Source organism: Neobacillus sp. PVCKKU3, from assembly GCF_058323225.1.
Genome location: NZ_JBLVQN010000027.1, coordinates 1 through 15,451, shown reverse-complemented (window position 1 = coordinate 15,451; position 15,451 = coordinate 1). Strand labels below are relative to the sequence as shown.

The 15,451-nt window shown below is 43.9% G+C and carries 16 protein-coding genes and 1 other RNA gene; 1 reads left to right on the top strand and 16 read right to left on the bottom strand.

The features are described from left to right. Positions 1–189: 189 nt before the first annotated feature. From ssrA to eno, 9 genes are all read right to left on the bottom strand, one after another. Positions 190–548, bottom strand: a transfer-messenger RNA (tmRNA) gene (ssrA, locus tag ACNQGS_RS17940). A gap of 155 nt (positions 549–703) precedes the next feature. Further along, positions 704–1,171: an SsrA-binding protein SmpB gene (gene smpB / locus ACNQGS_RS17935; protein ID WP_213144254.1), complete on the bottom strand. Its 468-nt coding sequence runs from the start codon at positions 1,169–1,171 to the stop codon at positions 704–706. Then, the gene (locus ACNQGS_RS17930) at positions 1,158–1,355 is read right to left on the bottom strand and encodes a hypothetical protein (protein ID WP_491488515.1); all 198 of its coding nucleotides are present in this window, start codon (positions 1,353–1,355) and stop codon (positions 1,158–1,160) included. The genes smpB and ACNQGS_RS17930 overlap by 14 nt, the downstream gene beginning before the upstream one ends. Positions 1,356–1,464: 109 nt before the next feature. Beyond that, positions 1,465–1,665, bottom strand: coding sequence for a hypothetical protein (locus ACNQGS_RS17925; RefSeq protein ID WP_491488514.1), 201 nt, complete (start codon positions 1,663–1,665; stop codon positions 1,465–1,467). A gap of 46 nt (positions 1,666–1,711) precedes the next feature. Beyond that, positions 1,712–4,099 carry a ribonuclease R gene (rnr, locus tag ACNQGS_RS17920; protein ID WP_491488513.1) on the bottom strand — a complete coding sequence of 796 codons (2,388 nt, stop codon included), beginning with the start codon at positions 4,097–4,099 and terminating at the stop codon, positions 1,712–1,714. Between the two features lie 30 nt (positions 4,100–4,129). Beyond that, positions 4,130–4,876 (bottom strand): alpha/beta hydrolase, encoded by a 747-nt coding sequence (locus ACNQGS_RS17915; RefSeq protein WP_491488512.1) that lies wholly within the window; start codon positions 4,874–4,876, stop codon positions 4,130–4,132. Positions 4,877–5,073: 197 nt separating this feature from the next. Beyond that, positions 5,074–5,307 (bottom strand): preprotein translocase subunit SecG, encoded by a 234-nt coding sequence (gene secG, locus ACNQGS_RS17910; RefSeq protein WP_491488511.1) that lies wholly within the window; start codon positions 5,305–5,307, stop codon positions 5,074–5,076. Between the two features lie 117 nt (positions 5,308–5,424). Next, a complete protein-coding gene (locus tag ACNQGS_RS17905) occupies positions 5,425–5,967 on the bottom strand; it encodes a DUF6241 domain-containing protein (protein WP_491488510.1) in 543 nt (180 codons plus the stop codon). Between the two features lie 303 nt (positions 5,968–6,270). Next, positions 6,271–7,569: a phosphopyruvate hydratase gene (gene eno / locus ACNQGS_RS17900; RefSeq protein ID WP_213144249.1), complete on the bottom strand. Its 1,299-nt coding sequence runs from the start codon at positions 7,567–7,569 to the stop codon at positions 6,271–6,273. On the opposite strand from eno, the gene ACNQGS_RS17895 reads away from it, so the two are divergent. Beyond that, positions 7,563–7,769: a hypothetical protein gene (locus ACNQGS_RS17895; RefSeq protein WP_491488509.1), complete on the top strand. Its 207-nt coding sequence runs from the start codon at positions 7,563–7,565 to the stop codon at positions 7,767–7,769. The genes eno and ACNQGS_RS17895 overlap by 7 nt on opposite strands. An 8-nt stretch (positions 7,770–7,777) precedes the next feature. Here the strand turns inward: ACNQGS_RS17895 and gpmI are convergent, their stop codons facing one another. The 7 genes from gpmI to rpoN all read right to left on the bottom strand — a co-directional run bounded on the left by gpmI (position 7,778) and on the right by rpoN (position 15,437). Next, positions 7,778–9,310: a 2,3-bisphosphoglycerate-independent phosphoglycerate mutase gene (gene gpmI / locus ACNQGS_RS17890; RefSeq protein WP_491488508.1), complete on the bottom strand. Its 1,533-nt coding sequence runs from the start codon at positions 9,308–9,310 to the stop codon at positions 7,778–7,780. Continuing rightward, a complete protein-coding gene (gene tpiA, locus ACNQGS_RS17885) occupies positions 9,303–10,064 on the bottom strand; it encodes a triose-phosphate isomerase (protein ID WP_491488507.1) in 762 nt (253 codons plus the stop codon). The genes gpmI and tpiA overlap by 8 nt, the downstream gene beginning before the upstream one ends. 152 nt (positions 10,065–10,216) lie before the next feature. Further along, complete coding sequence (locus ACNQGS_RS17880) at positions 10,217–11,401, bottom strand: phosphoglycerate kinase (RefSeq protein ID WP_491488506.1); 1,185 nt, start codon at positions 11,399–11,401, stop codon at positions 10,217–10,219. Positions 11,402–11,565: 164 nt separating this feature from the next. Further along, positions 11,566–12,573 (bottom strand): type I glyceraldehyde-3-phosphate dehydrogenase, encoded by a 1,008-nt coding sequence (gene gap / locus ACNQGS_RS17875; protein WP_491488505.1) that lies wholly within the window; start codon positions 12,571–12,573, stop codon positions 11,566–11,568. Positions 12,574–12,639: 66 nt separating this feature from the next. Next, entirely contained in the window at positions 12,640–13,662 is a 1,023-nt protein-coding gene (locus ACNQGS_RS17870) for a sugar-binding transcriptional regulator (protein WP_491488504.1), read from the bottom strand. A gap of 142 nt (positions 13,663–13,804) precedes the next feature. Next, complete coding sequence (locus ACNQGS_RS17865) at positions 13,805–14,053, bottom strand: glutaredoxin family protein (RefSeq protein WP_491488503.1); 249 nt, start codon at positions 14,051–14,053, stop codon at positions 13,805–13,807. Positions 14,054–14,114: 61 nt separating this feature from the next. Beyond that, a complete protein-coding gene (gene rpoN, locus ACNQGS_RS17860; RefSeq protein ID WP_491488502.1) occupies positions 14,115–15,437 on the bottom strand; it encodes an RNA polymerase factor sigma-54 in 1,323 nt (440 codons plus the stop codon). Positions 15,438–15,451 lie beyond the last annotated feature (14 nt).

The following is a 15,451-nucleotide window of genomic DNA, read 5'->3' as shown; positions in this document are numbered from 1 at the left end:
GTAATTATGTAGTAACGTTTAATTTCCATTATACTACCGGAGTACTATTTCGTATCAATATATTGTTCGACAAACTTTTTGGGATGTGTCGAGAGGCGAAGGTCTGGTTAGGATGCGTTTGGTTTATTTAGGGAAAAATGAGCATTAAAAAAGACCAGCATTTCTGCTGATCTTGTATCCACCTATGTATGGTGGAGACGGCGGGAATCGAACCCGCGTCCAAGAATATTGGCACTTAAGCTTCTACGAGTGTAGTCGACATATTCGCGCTTCGCTGATCCATCTGCCTATCGACAGGCGTCCGGTCAGCTAGCCTGGTTGTTCTCTTCCTTTGTCCTCAGGCGGTGGACTCCGGCGTAGCCTACTAAGAGTGAGTCCGCTACCCTACCACATAGGCGATGGAGGGGCGAACAGCTATGCAGTTATTAAGCTGCGAAAGCTAAGTTGTTGTTAGTTTTGCCAGTTATGGCTTTGACGTTTTAACGAGGCCGATCCCCTCGACTCGCAACCTAAGCTCAAACTACCCCTGTCGAATCCGTAGCGTCCCCATTATAAAAAGTTGCTTTTATGAAGCAAGACGTTAGGAAAATGGCAAGCTCTTGAGCCAAGTTGTTTGCCGCTCATCTCAGCGACAAATTTATTATAACACATTTAGAGGATTTTTCAATTGTAAGTATTTGTAAGACATATCAAATTGCCTTTTTTACATCTTCTGACGATCGCGGAAGGCGCGCTCGATTTCACGTTTTGCTTCTTTTTGCTTCAAAGACTCACGCTTATCGTAGTTCTTTTTACCTTTTGCAAGTCCAAGCAGCACCTTGCAAAAACCATTTTTCAAATAAAGCTTTAATGGAATTAAAGAATAGCCCGCTTCTCTAGTATCTCCAAAAAGCTTTAAAATCTCGCGCTTATGAAGCAGCAGCTTTCGTTCTCGTTCTGGGTCATGATTGTAGCGGTTTCCCTGCTCATATGGGCTGATATGCACTCCGATAAGGGTGATTTCTCCATTATGAATCCGCGCGTAGGAGTCTTTTAGGTTTACTTTGCCGGCACGAATGGACTTGATCTCCGTTCCCTGCAGGACGATTCCAGCCTCGTATGTTTCCTCGATAAAATAGTCATGATAAGCCTTTTTATTCTGGGCAACGACTTTTCCTTCACCTTTTGGCATAATTTTCACCTCGTTTACGTGTTAATTTTAACAGAACAGGTGTGGGGATACAATTATAAAAGAGGATGTTTGGGCTGCCTGAGACTGATGAAGGACATTTTTTTGCTTCCACAGTTGCTAGTTGGTCTTCATCTGACTCATGAAGGACTTTTCCTATTTTCACAGCTAGCATTTTGGTCTTCATTCACCTTATGAAGGACATTTCCTGCTTGCATAGCTAGCATTTTGGTCTTCATCTGACTCATGAAGGACATTTCCTGCTTGCACAGTTAGCATTTTGGTCTTCATCTGCCTTATGAAGGACATTTCGTTCTTTCATAGTCAGCTTTTTGGTCTTCATCTGCCTTATGAAGGACATTCCTGCTTTCACAGCCAGCTTTTTGGCCTTCATCTGCCTCATGAAGGACATATCCTGCTTGCATACCCTGCTTTTTGGTCTTCATCTGCCTCATGAAGGACATATCCTCTTTCACAGCCTGCATTTTGTCCTTCATCATTTATTTACCTTATAGTTAAAAAGAGAGCCCAAAAGGCTCTCCCCTAATATTTCTTCTTCTTCCGCTTCGTGCTCTTGTTTTTCGGAACGTTCTCATAAAATTTGCGTTTCTTTCTCGACTTTCCGCCGCCCTGACCGCCACCGCCGCCAGCATCGGACTTGCCGTCACCTTGTTTGCCTCCTCGGCCGCCTTGCTGCCCGCGCTCACCTTGCTTATTCCGGCGAGGCTTGGACTCATTGCTGCCCGTCCTAAAGACCTTCGGCGCATCAGAACGCTCACGCCGTGGCGTGCCTTTCATGCCGACGATTTCAAAATCAATCGAGCGCTCGTCTTTATTGACCTTAACCACCCGAACAGTAATTTCATCACCAATGCGGAACACATTCCCGGTTCGTTCGCCAATCATCGCATAATGGCGCTCATCAAAACGGTAATAATCATCTGTCATGTAGCTGACATGGACAAGGCCTTCAATCGTGTTTGGAAGCTCTACAAACATACCGAAGTTCGTGACGGAGCTAATAATTCCGTCGTACTCTTCGCCAATCTTATCTTCCATATATTCTGCTTTTTTCAATTCATCGGTTTCGCGCTCCGCATCAACGGCACGGCGCTCCATTTTTGAAGAATGCATTGCAATATCCGGAAGTTCAGCATTCCATTTTGCCCTTGTGGCCTCATCCAGTTTTCCTTCAATAATATATGTCCGGATTAACCGGTGCACAATCGTGTCCGGATAACGGCGGATTGGCGAGGTGAAATGGGTGTAAAACTGGGCTGATAACCCGAAGTGGCCAAGATTTTCCGGATCATATTTCGCCTGCTGCATGGAGCGCAGCATCACAGTGGAAACAACCATTTCCTCTGGCTTGCCCTGGACCTCTTCAATAATTTCCTGCAATGCCCGCGGATGGACATTGTTTGCTGTCCCCCTTACAAAATACCCGAAGTTAGTAATAAACTCGAAAAACTTTCGCAGCTTATCTTCCTTCGGATCTTCATGAATCCGATAAATGAACGGAACATCCATCCAGTGGAAATGCTCTGCCACCGTTTCGTTGGCCGCCAGCATGAATTCCTCAATCAGGCGTTCCGCTACTGAACGTTCGCGCAAGACCACATCGCTTGGTTTTCCTTCCTCATCCACCAATACTTTTGATTCTTTAAAATCAAAATCTATTGCGCCCCGCTTCATTCGTTTAGCCCGAAGAATCGAAGCAAGCTCGCCCATCAATTCGAACATTGGTACCAGCGCCTCGTAGCGCGCACGGGTTTCCTCGTCCTTATCGACGAGTATCCGGTTGACATCGTAATACGTCATCCGCTCAGTCGTTTTAATCACGCTTTGAAAAATTTCATTAGAGACGACTTGGCCTTCCTCGTTGATTTCCATTTCACACGATAGCACTAGCCGGTCTACCTTTGGATTCAGGGAACAGATTCCATTCGACAACCGATGTGGAATCATCGGAATTACACGGTCTACTAAATAAACACTTGTAGCCCGGTCTGCTGCTTCGACATCAATCGGCGTACCTTCTTTTACATAATAACTGACATCAGCAATATGGACGCCGAGCTTGTAGTTACCATTTTCGAGTCGCGTAACAGTAACAGCGTCATCCAAGTCTTTTGCATCCGCACCATCAATCGTCACAATGGTTTCGCCACGAAGGTCACGGCGATTTACCAGCTCACTTTCATCGATTGTGTCTGGTGTCTCATTAGCCTGCTGCAGAACTTCATCCGGAAACGCCATCGGCAGCCCGTGCTTATGTATGACAGACAAAATATCCACACCAGGGTCATTTTTATGGCCGAGAATTGTGATGACTTCACCCTCAGCACTTTTTCTCCCCTCAGGATAGGAGATAAGCTTAACGACTACCTTGTGACCTTCGACCGCACCCTTGGATGCCTCTTTTGGGATAAAAATATCACTAGCAAATTTCTTGTCATCCGGTATGACGAAACCAAAGCTTTTGCTTTCAACATACGTACCGACAATTTGCTGTATGCCCCGTTCGATGATCCGGATAATGCTTCCCTCGCGGCGCTGGCCAGAGCTTTCAGAGGAAATTCGAACTAACACGGTATCCCCATGCATGGCATTATTCGTTTCTGTCGGAGGGATAAAAATATCATCCATCCCTGGCTCTTCGGGAATAACAAACGCAAATCCCTTTGCATGCCCTGTCAACTTGCCACGGATTAGATTCATTTTTTGCGGAAGACCATAACGGTTCGCCCGGGTTCTTACAACAAGACCCTTTTCCTCCATTTGCACAAGTGCTTTGACAAATTCCTTAAAATCAGCAGAATCCGAAATACCCAACGCGGATTCCAGCTCCTGAACTGTTAACGGCTTGTATGCCTCGTCCTTCATATATTGCAAAAGCCTGTCGATATGCTTTTTAATATTTTCTTCCATATTAGCCCTCCTTTAAAAAGGTTTTTAACGTTATACGAGCCAATCTAGTTTTTCTAAAAAGGCGTACACATCTTCATGCAATTGTTCCTTCTCTTTGTCCAGCGTAATGACGTGGCCGGATTCTTCGTACCATTTGATTTCCTTCTTTTCTGATTCAATATTTTCAAAAATAATATTGGCGCTCTCGGTGTTGATCATGTTGTCGTGGCGGGCCTGAACCACAAATGTTGGGGCATAGATCATATCGACATTGTCGCGTACATCGGCAATCAATTCCTGGAGAGCCTTAAGCGTCCCCATTGGTGTCTTTTTAAATTCATCCATTTCAAATTCGATTTGCTCGTCTGATTTTCCTTCCCGCTTTTTAAATTCACGGGCATATTCGAGAACTCCTTCGTACATAACTTGTTCACTTTTGATATACATCGGGGCACACATGGTGACAATTCCCTTTACAGGTACAGTGTATCCCAATTTCAAGGAAAATACGCCGCCAAGGGATAAACCGGCAACCGCGATTTCCTCGTGGCCTTTATTTTTCAAAAATTCATACCCGTTCAATACGTCCTGCCACCAATCCTCCGGACCTGTATGGACCAGTTCCACAGGGGGGACTCCGTGTCCCTTATAATGCGGCGCATGGCAGGTGTAGCCCTTCTTTTCCAAAAAACGGCCCAGCATCCGGACGTCCGAAGAATTGCCGGTAAATCCGTGCAGCAGCAAAACCGCCCGCTTCCCTCCCTCAAAGGTAAATGGTTTTGGCAATGAAATTCTCATACTTACTACTCCTTCACTAACACAAAATATCGCTATTCCTTAGTTTAATCAAACAAGAAGTGAACATTCTACCAAAATGCTTGAATAGCGTGTCAGGCATCGCCCGTGGACATTGTCCACCCCATATGGACACCTCTCAACACGTCCTTTCCAGAAACGCAGAAAACCCGGCGCGGGGCCGGGTTTTTTTACTTATATTAGATTTTGAAGTAGGTAACGGCTAAGGTGAGCAAGAAGAATAGGACTGATAGAACGACTGTGATTCTATGAAGGATCAAGTCAAGTCCACGTGCTTTTTGCTTACCGAATAACTGTTCAGCACCACCGGAAATGGCACCGGATAAACCAGCGCTTTTACCTGATTGAAGTAAGACAACAACGATAAGTGCAATACTTACGATCACTAATAATGTAACTAAAAATGCATGCATGAAGGCCACCTCCTGTAGACGTACAATACACAGTATATTAAATTTACCATAATTAAGCCTTTTTAACAATACAACTTTCTGTGACAGGTTTTGGATTGGAGGACTGTAAGAAAAGGATTATTGTTTTACCTTAATATTGAAATTGGCCTCGATATACTTTTTCTCTTCATCCAGTGATAATACTCCAGTCGCTTTTCCAATGGTTCCGCCTTGAAGATTCCAAATAGCATTGTGGTCGGTATCAACCCTTGAAAACTCTCCTTTTTCCCAGCGGTTCAAAATAGCAATATAAAGGGCTGCATTTTCATATTTGGCAGGGTGTGTATTGACTATTTCCAGCAATCGTTCCACCCGTTCCTTTGTTAATGGGATTGCTCCCCACTTTTTATTGGCGATCACCTTTTGGTGAGACATTTTGTGAATAGCATCCATGACTGCCGTTTCGGACATATCCATTGGGAACTCCACTGCAATTTGGCTGACGTCAGCATCCTCAATTTGGATGACGGTTTCCCCACTCTTTGCTTTTTGCTCCTTCATAGTGACATCCGCTTTTTGAAAAGGAAAAGCTCCGTTGAAAAGATAATATCCTGCAGCAAGAACAGCAACAATTATAAGCACCCACTGTATCTTCGATAACCTTTTCAGAATTTTTTTCATTCCCATCTTCCCCAGTCTATCTGTATTAAACAATGTTGTTATCTAAGTATTATTATACAAAGGCGAGTTCATTCCCTGCTTTTCGTTCCAAATTTTTTCATAAATGGATGCTACTACAGTGAAAAAACTCCTTACGACAGTAAACGACAGTGACGAAATGCTATCCGACAGTTGGAGCGATATATCCGACAGTAACCATACGTTATCCGCCAGTAAAAGCGACTTATCCAACAGTAACCCCCAAAACATAATAAAAGGACCTCCAGCCAAGTGTCCGGCAGGAGGTCCTAATTTTATTAAAAATTACTTCTTCAAGTTATAGAAAGACTTGATGCCATTATATTGTGCAGTTTCACCTAATTGATCTTCAATGCGAAGCAATTGGTTGTATTTCGCAACGCGGTCTGTACGAGATGGTGCACCAGTCTTGATTTGACCAGCGTTTGTAGCAACAGCGATGTCAGCGATTGTTGCATCTTCTGTTTCACCAGAACGGTGAGAGATAACCGCAGTGTAGCCAGCACGCTTAGCCATTTCGATCGCATCAAAAGTTTCAGTTAATGTACCGATTTGGTTAACTTTGATAAGGATAGAGTTGGCAATGCCTCTTTCAATTCCTTCTGCAAGTTTCTTAGTGTTTGTAACGAATAGGTCGTCACCGACTAATTGAACTTTGCCGCCGATGCGCTCAGTTAATAGCTTGTGGCCTTCCCAGTCGTTTTCATCAAGGCCGTCTTCGATAGAGATGATTGGGTATTTGGAAACAAGCTCTTCATACCAAGCAACCATTTCTTCAGAAGTCTTGACTTTGCCTTCGCCTTCAAGATGGTATTTGCCGTCTTCTTTGCTGTAAAGTTCAGAAGAAGCAACGTCCATAGCAAGCATAACTTCTTCGCCAGGCTTGTAGCCAGCTTTTTCAATAGCTTCGATGATTGTTTGTAATGCTTCTTCGTTAGAGCCTAGGTTTGGAGCAAAGCCGCCTTCGTCACCAACAGCAGTGTTTAAGCCTTTGCCTTTTAAAACAGACTTTAAACTGTGGAAAATTTCTGCGCCCATGCGAAGAGCTTCTTTGAAGCTAGGAGCACCAACAGGCATAACCATGAATTCCTGAATGTCTACGTTGTTATCAGCATGCGCGCCGCCGTTCACGATGTTCATCATTGGGACTGGAAGCTGCTTGGAGTTGAAGCCGCCAAGGTATTGGTATAAAGGAACATCCAGGTAGTTTGCTGCAGCATGAGCCACTGCCATAGAAACGCCAAGAATTGCGTTTGCACCTAATTTGCCTTTGTTTTCAGTTCCGTCTAACTCGATAAGAGCCTTATCGACAGAAACCTGATCAAGTACGCTGTAGCCTTCTTCTACTAGCATTGGCGCGATAATGTCGTTTACGTTGTCAACTGCTTTTTGAACACCTTTGCCAAGGTAGCGGCTCTTATCGCCGTCACGAAGTTCAACTGCTTCGTATTCACCTGTAGAAGCACCACTTGGTACTAATGCACGGCCAAATGCGCCTGATTCAGTGAAAACTTCAACTTCTACTGTTGGGTTACCGCGGGAATCTAATACTTCACGAGCATAAACATCAATAATATATGGCATTTTTAATTCTCTCCTTTGAAAAATTAATTTTATTAATCAAGTTCTGTTCAATTTTAGGTGAAAAATTACACCCTATTAGCGAATTTTCCGGTTCTACTAGCGAATTCGGGAGTCCTATTGGCGAATTTCGCAGTTCTATTGGCGAATACCAGCATTCTATTGGCGAATTTCAACGTTCTATTGGCGAATCGATTTTTTAAGCGAACTCCTACTTAATCAACGATTTTCCAGTCATTTCAGCCGGCTGCTTCACATTTAGAAGATCCAGTATAGTTGGCGCTAAATCTCCAAGGATACCACCGTCACGAACCTCAACACCCTGCTTTGTGACAATAACCGGCACGGGGTTAGTGGTGTGCGCCGTCATCGGATTGCCCTCAAGAGTCACTACTTCATCAGCGTTTCCGTGGTCGGCAGTGATAATCGCTGTACCGCCTTTTGCAAGAATTGCATCAACAATTTTTCCTAAGCACTCATCTACTGCCTCGATTGCCTTGACGGTTGGTTCAAGCTTACCAGAGTGCCCGACCATATCTGGGTTGGCAAAGTTTAAAAGAATCGCATCAAACTTGTCCGCTGCAATTTCCTTCAACAAAGCATCAGTAACTTCGTAGGCGCTCATTTCCGGCTGCAGGTCATAAGTTGGTACCTTTGGCGAATTGATTAAGATCCGCTCCTCACCAGGGAACTTATCCTCGCGTCCGCCGCTCATAAAGAACGTGACATGCGGATATTTTTCCGTTTCAGCAATGCGCAGCTGTTTCATATTATTTTGCGACAATACTTCACCTAACGTGTTGTCCAAGTTTGTCGGCTTAAAGGCAACATAGCCGTCGACTGACTCGCTGAAGTGCGTTAAACAAACGAAGTGTAAATGTTGCGGATGCTTCGGTCCGCGGTCAAACGAACGGAAATCTTCGTTGGTAAAGGTATTCGAAATCTGGATGGCCCGGTCCGGACGGAAGTTATAAAAAATAACTGCATCGTTGTCCTGGATGGTTGCAACAGGCTGTCCGTCTTCCTTGACGATTACCGATGGCAGGACGAATTCATCATAGATTCCGTGAGAATAAGAATCCTCTACAACCTCTAGTGGGCTCTTGTAAGAAGGACCTTCACCATACACCATTGCCCGATATGATTTTTCAACACGCTCCCAGCGCTTGTCACGGTCCATGGAATAATAGCGTCCGGAAATGGTGGCGATTTCGCCGACACCAATCTCCTTCATTTTTTCCATTGTTTCTTTAATATATGTTGGTGCTGTTTGTGGGCCGACGTCGCGGCCGTCAAGGAATGCGTGAATATATACTTTTTCCACGCCTTCTTCCTTGGCCAGTTTTAAAAGGGCAAACATATGGTTAATATGGCTGTGCACCCCGCCGTCAGACAGAAGGCCAAACAGATGCAAAGCTGTGCCATTTTTCTTCGCGTGCTCCATCGCGCCTAGGAAGGTTTCATTTTTTTCAAATTCCCCTTCACGGATAGCAATGTTAACACGAGTTAAGCTTTGGTAAACAATCCGGCCAGCACCGATATTCAGGTGACCGACTTCCGAGTTACCCATCTGCCCCTCAGGTAAGCCGACTGCTTCACCGCTCGCGGTTAAATGGTTATGTGGGTATGTTTCCCAATAGCGATCAAAATTTGGCTTTTTCGCATGGTAGACCGCATTACCTTTATGCTCGTCCCGGCAGCCGAAGCCGTCAAGGATGATGAGGGCAACAGGAGCTTTACTCATATTTACCACCCTCTAGTAATTGCAAAAATGACTGCGGTTCAAGGCTTGCGCCGCCAACAAGGGCACCGTCAATATCAGGCTGTCCCATGTATTCTTTAATGTTTTCTGGCTTCACGCTGCCGCCGTACTGAATACGGATAGCCGCTGCAACATCATCGGAAAATTGCTTACCAATAACTTGGCGGATGTGCGCGCAGACTTCGTTTGCATCTGCAGCAGTCGAAGATTTACCTGTTCCGATTGCCCAAATTGGTTCATAAGCAATCACTGTTTCTTTTACTTGATCCGCAGTTAAGCCTGCAAGTGCTTTTTCAATCTGGGAGCCAACAAGGTTCATCGTCTCGCCGTTTTCGCGTTGCTCTAATGTTTCACCGCAGCAAACAATTGGTGTTAGGCCGTGTTTAAATGCTGCAAGAACCTTTTTATTAACTGATTCATCTGTTTCATTGAACATTTCACGGCGCTCAGAGTGGCCAATAATGACATATTGAACGCCTAAGTCAGCAAGTGCCACAGGGCTGATTTCACCTGTAAATGCACCCTTTTCTTCAAAATGCACATTTTGAGCACCAATTTTCACTTCGCTGCCTTTGACCGTTTCCACAAGGCTTTGTAAAAATAACGCAGGTGCGCAAATGACAGAATCCATCTTGTCAGCAGCAGGCACAAGGCCTTTCACTTCTTCCGCAAAGCTTTTCGCTTCGGAAAGTGTTTTGTGCATTTTCCAGTTACCTGCAATAATTGGTTTACGCATGCTGGAACATCCCTTTCTTTGGTTAAAAAAATTGAAATGTAGATATCAGTACAAAATTTGTAGATATCTGCCTAAAATTTGTAGATATATTTTAAAAATTGTAGATATCGGCTCAATCTTTGTAGATATCAACCTTAAATTTGTAGATAAAATTATTTATCGTTCAACGCCACTACACCTGGAAGTGCTTTTCCTTCCATAAACTCCAATGAAGCACCGCCGCCTGTGGAGATGTGGCTCATTTTATCAGCAAGGCCGAATTTTTCAACTGCCGCTGCTGAATCGCCGCCGCCAATAACGGAATACGCACCTTCAGCATCTGCCAAAGCCTGTGCAACAGCCTTCGTGCCGCCAGCGAACTTATCGATTTCAAACACACCCATTGGCCCGTTCCAAATGACAAGCTTGGATTTTTGAATGACATCGCGGTAAATTTCTGCTGTTTTTTGTCCGATATCTAATGCTTCCCAATCGGCAGGAATCTCTTCGATCGCAACCACTTTTGTATTGGCATCTGCTGAGAAATCGTCAGCAACTATCGCATCAACCGGCATATAGAAGTTAACGCCCTTCGCCTTTGCTTTTTCCATAAAGGATTTAGCTAAGTCAATTTTGTCCTCTTCAAGCAGTGATTTACCGATTTCATGGCCCTGTGCCTTAACGAACGTATAAGCAAGGCCACCGCCGATAATCAAATTGTCAACTAATTCTAATAGATTTTCAATAACACCAATTTTGTCCTTTACCTTTGCCCCGCCAATAATCGCTGTGAATGGACGTTCCGGATTTGACAATGCCTTGCCAAGAACATCAAGCTCTTTTTGCATTAAGAAGCCTGATACTGCTGGCAGATGGTGTGCAATTCCTTCTGTGGAAGCATGAGCACGGTGGGCAGCACCAAATGCATCATTTACATAAACATCGGCTAGCTCTGCAAATGACTTCGCAAGTTCTGCATCATTCTTTTCTTCACCAGGGTAGAAACGAACATTTTCAAGCAATAAAACGTCGCCTTCAGTCATGGTGTCGATTAACGCTTTAACAGAATCCCCGTAGCCTTCATCTGCTTTCTTCACTTCTTTTCCAAGAAGTTCAGACAGGCGAACCGCTACTGGAGTTAGTCGCATCTCTTCAACCACTTTGCCCTTTGGTCGGCCTAAATGGCTCGCCAGAATTACTTTTGCACCTTGCTCGATTAAATATTGAATCGTTGGCAGTGCAGCACGAATTCGCGTTTCGTCGGTAATTTTTCCATCTTGCATTGGAACGTTGAAATCCACCCGGCAAAACACGCGTTTACCCTTCACATCAACATCTTTTACTGACTTTTTGTTCATCGAAAAAGGACCTCCTTATGTATGGCTATTGAAAAAATCCCTGGTAAAACACAGTAAAAAAGGAGAGGGGCTCCCATCACCCACTCCCCTTGGAATACCATTAATCATTATAAATAGTTTGCGGTAAAAATTCCATTCCTATCCAACGGGATTGGAAAAAAGAATTAAAGTCCTTTTTGAGCGATGTAATCTACAAGGTCAACAACGCGGTTAGAGTAACCAACTTCGTTATCGTACCAAGATAATACTTTTACCATGTTTCCTTCAAGAACCATTGTTGATAAACCATCAACAGTAGAAGAAACGGTAGCACCGTTGTAATCGCTAGAAACTAATGGAAGATCGCTGTATGCAAGAATACCTTTTAATGGACCCTCAGCAGCTTCTTTAAGAGCTGAGTTGATCTCGTCAACAGTTACATCTTTTTCTAATTCAGCAACTAAGTCAACGATAGAAACGTTTGGAGTTGGTACACGCATTGCCATACCATTTAATTTGCCTTTTAGTTCTGGTAAAACTAACGCTACCGCTTTTGCAGCACCAGTTGAAGTCGGGATCATGTTTTCAGCTGCTGCACGAGCACGACGGTAGTCCTTGTGTGGCAAGTCAAGGATTTGCTGGTCGTTAGTGTAAGAGTGAACAGTAGTCATCATACCGCGCTTGATACCGAATGTGTCATTTAATACTTTTGCAAATGGAGCTAAGCAGTTAGTAGTACAAGATGCGTTTGAAAGTACATGGTGGTTAGCTGCATCGTATTTGTCTTCGTTAACACCCATAACGATTGTGATATCTTCGTTAGTTGCTGGAGCAGAGATGATAACCTTTTTTGCACCTGCTTCAAGGTGTTTCGCTGCATCTTCGCGCTTTGTGAAACGGCCAGTAGATTCTACTACTATGTCTACACCAAGGTCGCCCCAGCCTAATTGCGCAGGATCGCGCTCAGCTAAAACCTTCACTTTGAGGCCGCCAACTACTAGGTATTCACCATCAACAGTTACATCTTCTGCAAGTGTTCCGTGAACAGTGTCATATTTTAAAAGGTGAGCAAGCATATTTGCATCTGTTAAGTCATTGATTGCTACGATTTCTACTTCGCTATTGTTTAATGCCGCACGGAATACGTTACGACCGATACGTCCAAAACCATTAATACCAACTTTTACTGTCATGTTAATTTCCTCCTTTAAATGGGCAGGGTTTTATTTTTAAAAAGGAATAATCCTTTTCATTAACTATTACTGGTTTAATAATTTGTTCGCTGCCCCTTCATCCGTAATTAATATCGTGGATGGCGGTGCCTGCTTCATATAGGCCCTGATTGCTTTCGCCTTTGACGTTCCACCAGCGACTGCAATCACGTTTTGAATCTTTTCCAAATCCTCTAGCTGAAGTCCAATGGTGACCACTTTGTGGACAATCTCGCCAGCCTCGCTAAAATAATAGCCGAAAGCCTCGCCGGCAGCTTTACCATTTTCCAGCTTTTCCAATATATCAGGGTTCGTCTTGCGCCGTTCGGCCATTGTCATAGCATCCCCAATTCCATGGAGAACCATGTTGGCGGAGCGGATTAATTCCAAAACTTCGTGGATGCCAGGTTCCTTAATCAGGGAGTCATAAATTTCCGTGCTGACCTGATCGGGAACATAAAAGACGCGGTGTCTAGAATGGGTGTTTTGCGCCATATTGGAGCAAATTGTGTTGGCTTGATTTTGAACATCCTCGCCAACCCCGCCTCGTGCTGGCACAAACAACAATTCCTTGCCAGAGGCTATAGGTGAGAGCCATTCCGCTACAGCAGCCATCGTTGAACCACCTGTAACAGCGATGATATTTTCCCCTTGAAAAAGCTTTTTCATGCAGGCCGCAGACGCCTTGCCAAGCTCACTTTTGACCATCGGGGATTCGTCGCTGTCTCCTGGAACAATGATGACTTTTTTAATACCAAGCTGATGCTTTAGTTCAAGCTCCATGACGTCGATACCCTTCAACTCACGCATAAACCCGTTTAAATCCTCAAGCAAATTTTTTCCCTCAAGAGTTAAACTCATTCCTACATTGTTTGTATAAATAAGATTTTGCTCTTTGAGGAATTCTACTTCACTACGAAGGATTCTCTCGGTCAGTCCAAGGCTTGTGGCTAAACTCCTCCTGCCTACAGGCTGCATCATTCCTATGTATCTTAGGATGGAATGACGTTTTTGCAGGACTGGAAGGAAATCGGGCAATAATCTTTTTGTCATATCGATGAATGACTGCATGTTTTCATACTCCTTTATTATATGCAGTTGGTCAAAAAATGTCCACCATAGACATATTATGTCCCACAACCACCAAAAAAAAATCACCCTTACTACGTTTTTTATTGTAGCAGGAGTGAAAATTTAATTCAACAAATAAAACTTAGGATTTTTCTTGCAAACGATTACTTATTTCATATTTATCAATGAACCCGTATGCAGCTTCTTCCCCATCAATGTGGACAACCGGGATCATCAGTCCGTAGCGCTCATGAAGCTCATCATCCTGCTCGATATCGATTTCTTCCAGAGAAAAATTATATTCCTCCTTCAGTTCGAGCAAGGTAGCTTTGGCTTTATCACATAGAGGGCAGCCGTTTCTTGTGTATAGGGTAATGGTTGATTGCGGCATTATTTGTATCCTTTCTAACTTTTATCATGCGAGGGGCAGCTATATCTCTCCAATTGCCACACTAGTTAAACCTCTTCCTCTTCGAAGAAGACGGGATGCCAAGTTGGTCCCGGTATTTGGCAATCGTTCTTCTGGAGACGACGATTCCCTCCAAGACCTTTAATTGTTCAGCGATATCCTGATCTGAAAGAGGCTTTTCTTTGTTTTCTTTTTCAATCAGTTTGCTAATAGCATTCTTTACCTGTGTCGACGAGGTGGACTCTTCCTCCGATACGGTTTGGATCGTACTCGAGAAAAACGACTTCAACGGAAATGTCCCAATCGGAGTTTGCACATATTTTTCCCGAACCGCCCGACTGACAGTCGATTCATGAACATCCAACTCGGAGGCAATTTCCTTCATCGTCATCGGTGCCAAATATTGCGGACCCTTTTGGAAAAAAGCAGGCTGCTTTTCGACAATCTTGGTAACCACCCTTGTCAGCGTTTCCTTGCGCTGCTCAATGCTTTTTAAAATCCATTGATAATCCTGTACCTTCTCATGAAGAAATTTGCTGACCTGCTGATCCTGGTCCTTAAATTTATGAAAATATTTATCATTAAAACTAATTTTCGGAATGGGGTCATCAAACATTCGGACGATTAGCCCTTCTTGTGTTTGTTCAATAATCACATCTGGAATGATGTAAGAAGCCGTTTCTATTCCCAGAAGGGCCCCCGGCTTCGGGTTCAAAAATTGGATCTCGTCAAAAACACCTTGGATCTCCTTTAACGAGACCTGAAGCTCCTTCGCAATTTGCTTCCATTTCTTTTCGGCAAACGGGATAAAATAGTCAGAGATTATCTTTTTGGCAAGCTCGTTATCAGGCATTAGATAGTCAACCTGGATATGCAAACATTCCTGCAGGTTTCTCGCCCCAATTCCCGCCGGTTCAAGCGTCTGAAGAACGGCCAGGCCGTCTTCAGCTAGTTCAAGCGGTATTCTTAATGTTGCGGCTACCTCGTGTAAATCGCCAGTAAAGTAACCGTTTTCATCTAAATTCTGAATAAGATAGCGTATTGCTTTTAACTCCTCCGCCGGTAGCTTTGATATATTTAACTGTGAAATTAATTGTTCCTCAAGCGAGTATGGCTTTGCACCAATCTGCTCAATCCAGTCTTTTTCCGTCTTTTGATGTTTGCGCCGGTTCCGGTCAAGCAGCGGATTCATCGGTCGCTCATTGAAATTTTCAATTTGTACTAGGGGATTTTCAAGTGCCTTATTTTCTAAAAATGCTGTCAATTCTTGCGCTGAATACTGCAATAAGGCAATCGCCTGGGACAGTTCCTGCGTCATGGTTAATTTCAGAGTTTGTTGTTGCCATAAACCTGCCTTAAAATTCATACGTTTCCCCCCTT

What these genes read in the sequence shown, in the direction of transcription:
- rnr (WP_491488513.1), bottom strand. Translation starts at nt 4,099, where the DNA reads ATGGAAGAAAATATTAAAAAGCATATCGACAGGCTTTTGCAATATATG.
- ACNQGS_RS17905 (WP_491488510.1), bottom strand. Translation starts at nt 5,967, where the DNA reads ATGAAAAAAATTCTGAAAAGGTTATCGAAGATACAGTGGGTGCTTATA.
- secG (WP_491488511.1), bottom strand. Translation starts at nt 5,307, where the DNA reads ATGCATGCATTTTTAGTTACATTATTAGTGATCGTAAGTATTGCACTT.
- ACNQGS_RS17930 (WP_491488515.1), bottom strand. Translation starts at nt 1,355, where the DNA reads ATGAAGACCAAAATGCTAGCTGTGAAAATAGGAAAAGTCCTTCATGAG.
- ACNQGS_RS17915 (WP_491488512.1), bottom strand. Translation starts at nt 4,876, where the DNA reads ATGAGAATTTCATTGCCAAAACCATTTACCTTTGAGGGAGGGAAGCGG.
- ACNQGS_RS17880 (WP_491488506.1), bottom strand. Translation starts at nt 11,401, where the DNA reads ATGAACAAAAAGTCAGTAAAAGATGTTGATGTGAAGGGTAAACGCGTG.
- ACNQGS_RS17895 (WP_491488509.1), top strand. Translation starts at nt 7,563, where the DNA reads ATGGCATTTTTAATTCTCTCCTTTGAAAAATTAATTTTATTAATCAAG.
- tpiA (WP_491488507.1), bottom strand. Translation starts at nt 10,064, where the DNA reads ATGCGTAAACCAATTATTGCAGGTAACTGGAAAATGCACAAAACACTT.
- ACNQGS_RS17865 (WP_491488503.1), bottom strand. Translation starts at nt 14,053, where the DNA reads ATGCCGCAATCAACCATTACCCTATACACAAGAAACGGCTGCCCTCTA.
- ACNQGS_RS17870 (WP_491488504.1), bottom strand. Translation starts at nt 13,662, where the DNA reads ATGCAGTCATTCATCGATATGACAAAAAGATTATTGCCCGATTTCCTT.
- gap (WP_491488505.1), bottom strand. Translation starts at nt 12,573, where the DNA reads ATGACAGTAAAAGTTGGTATTAATGGTTTTGGACGTATCGGTCGTAAC.
- eno (WP_213144249.1), bottom strand. Translation starts at nt 7,569, where the DNA reads ATGCCATATATTATTGATGTTTATGCTCGTGAAGTATTAGATTCCCGC.
- rpoN (WP_491488502.1), bottom strand. Translation starts at nt 15,437, where the DNA reads ATGAATTTTAAGGCAGGTTTATGGCAACAACAAACTCTGAAATTAACC.
- ACNQGS_RS17925 (WP_491488514.1), bottom strand. Translation starts at nt 1,665, where the DNA reads ATGAAGGACAAAATGCAGGCTGTGAAAGAGGATATGTCCTTCATGAGG.
- gpmI (WP_491488508.1), bottom strand. Translation starts at nt 9,310, where the DNA reads ATGAGTAAAGCTCCTGTTGCCCTCATCATCCTTGACGGCTTCGGCTGC.
- smpB (WP_213144254.1), bottom strand. Translation starts at nt 1,171, where the DNA reads ATGCCAAAAGGTGAAGGAAAAGTCGTTGCCCAGAATAAAAAGGCTTAT.